Source organism: Corallococcus sp. CA047B, assembly GCF_003612065.1.
Classification (GTDB): Bacteria; Myxococcota; Myxococcia; order Myxococcales; family Myxococcaceae; genus Corallococcus; species Corallococcus praedator.
The window spans coordinates 1-2,218 of record NZ_RAWD01000597.1; the positions used below are offsets into that span (position 1 = coordinate 1).

Sequence of the window (2,218 nt, forward strand, 5' to 3'; positions counted from 1 at the left end):
CACCCCGCCTCCGCCTCCCGCGGAGCGGCCGGAGGCTGCGCCGCGGGAGGCGGAGGCGGGGTGGGCGTGCTCGACTGCGGCTCCATGACGCTGCCGCTGCCACCCGTCCCTGGCTGCTCCACCGGCTCGCAGCGCATCGGCTGGTTCAGGTAGATGGCACCACTGCCCCCGGTGCCGCTCTGCTTCAGGTCCTGGTCGGTGGTGCCCAGGCTCTTGGAGTCGTCCATGGACGACGAACCACTGCCTCCCGTCCCCTGGAGCGACTCATCCAGCGGCGCCTCCTCGATGATGACGTCCTCCTCCTGCACGTTCTCAGGAGCCACCTGGGCCGTCGTGTCCTTGTCCTTGTGGACCGCGGCCTGCCCTGGAGGGCAATCCTTCTCCGCCGCCGCCGCACCCGTTCCGTACATGAGCGCCGCGATGGCGCCCGCCAGAATCTTCGCTTTCATCCCATACCTCCATCGTCGACTGACTGACATGAAGGTTGTCGTGCGAGCCACATCCGGCAACCCGTTGAATGGGAATCAAGGACAGCCGACCCGCCTGTCCGCCCAGCAGGCGGGGAGACGTGGTTTCAGAGCCACTTCACGGGGGAGGAAGGCTTGTCCGCCTCCCTCCCCTGCGTCAATGGCAGACACGCTTCATGCGTCGCGCAGCCACGCCGAACCGGTGACGACAGGCAATTGCAGCGCGCGTTCACGGTCCAGGTCCAGGTTGCCGATGTGCAGCGACAGCGGGGCCTGCACCCACTTGTAGATGGACTGGTGGAACAGCTTCACGAAGCGGTCCACGTAGCTGGACAGACGCTGTGCCTCCACCTCCGGGAACATCGCGGTGAGCGCGGTGCGCATCTCCGACGGCGTGAGCTTCTCACCCGCGTGCAGGTAGAAGCACGCGTCCAGGATGGGGAAGGGCATCAGCTCCTCCTCGCCCACCTGGTCGTGCGCGAGCTCCGGGCCCGCGGGCTTGGCCAGCACCTTGCGGATGCCCTCGTAGCCGGTGGTCTCCTGCAGGTAGTCCAAGAGGTACATCACCACCGTCTTGGGCACGTTGGCGATGACCGCGAGCGCGCCCATCAGGTCGCCGCCGATGGTGGTGTAGCCCACCGACTTCTCGCTCATGTTGCCCGTCTGGAGGAACAGCCCGCCGCAGGAGTTGCTCCAGTTCCACATGCGCTGAGCGCGGATGCGGGCCTGGATGTTCTGCTCGGTGATGGGCGTGAGCTTCGTTTCGCCCAGCATCTGCTGCGCGGCGGCCTTCTCCCGTTCAAAGGCCTCCTCGATGGACACCACCTGGAAGGGCACACCCAGTTCGCGCGCGATGGTCTCCGCCGCGTCGCGCGTCTGCTGACTGGAGTAGGGGCTGGGCATGTAGAACGCCTGGATGAGCGAGCCCGGGTTGTCCGGCCGCGCGCGCTTCGCGTACCGGTGCGCGATGAGCAGCGTGAGCAGCGAGTCCCGGCCGCCCGACAGCGCGATGCCGAACAGCTTGAAGGCGCGCGTCTTCTCGAAGTAGTCGCCCACGCCCAGCGCCAGCGCGTCCAGGATGTCCTCGCACAGCGCCACGCGCGCGGGGCGGCGGGTGTCCGGCGCGGGCAGGAAGAAGCTGCGGTGCGCGGGCACCGGGTAGGCCAGCGTGTCGCGCTTCGTCTTCACCTGCGTGCAGTCCACGGTGGGCACCTTCTGCCCGCCGGACGTCACCCAGGACTCGCGGTCCACGCGCCAGGTGGTGTTCTCCGTGCGCAGCCGCAGCGTGCGGTCCAGGTCCACCACCGCCGTGGTGTAGCCCTCCTGGAAGCGCGGCGTCTCCAGCACGGGGCGGCCGTTCTGGTTGATGAAGCCGCCGCCGTCGAACACGAGCCCGTCGTTGCTGCCCACCGCGTTCGCGTACGCGATGGTGACCTGGTGGTCGGAGGCTCTCGTGGCCAGCAGCTCACGCCGCGTGTCCCAGAAGCCCAGCCGGAAGGGGGACGCGGACAGGTTCACCACCAGCTCTCCGCCGGAGTACGCGCGGCGGCGCATGGGGCCATCCGCGCTCCAGATGTCCTCGCACACCTCCGGCGCCACCACGCCGAAGTCGAACTGGAACAGGTAGTCGCCCAGCGGCACGCCCCGGTGCGTCTCCGCCATGCCCGGCTGGCCGTGGCCGAACGTGCGGCCCTCGTAGAAGACGTTGTAGGTGGGCAGCTTCTCCTTGGGCACGAGCCCCAGCACCCGCC

1 protein-coding gene and 1 pseudogene are annotated in these 2,218 nt (G+C 68.6%); both read right to left on the reverse strand.

Features of this window, described 5'->3' with window-relative positions; genetic code table 11:
- Positions 1-449: pseudogene (locus tag D7X74_RS41380) on the reverse strand (hypothetical protein); the annotation flags it as partial.
- 192 nt (positions 450-641) lie between these two features.
- The coding region (gene nadE / locus D7X74_RS41385) for an NAD(+) synthase (protein WP_120538403.1) at positions 642-2,218 on the reverse strand (1,577 nt) is incomplete at its 5' end.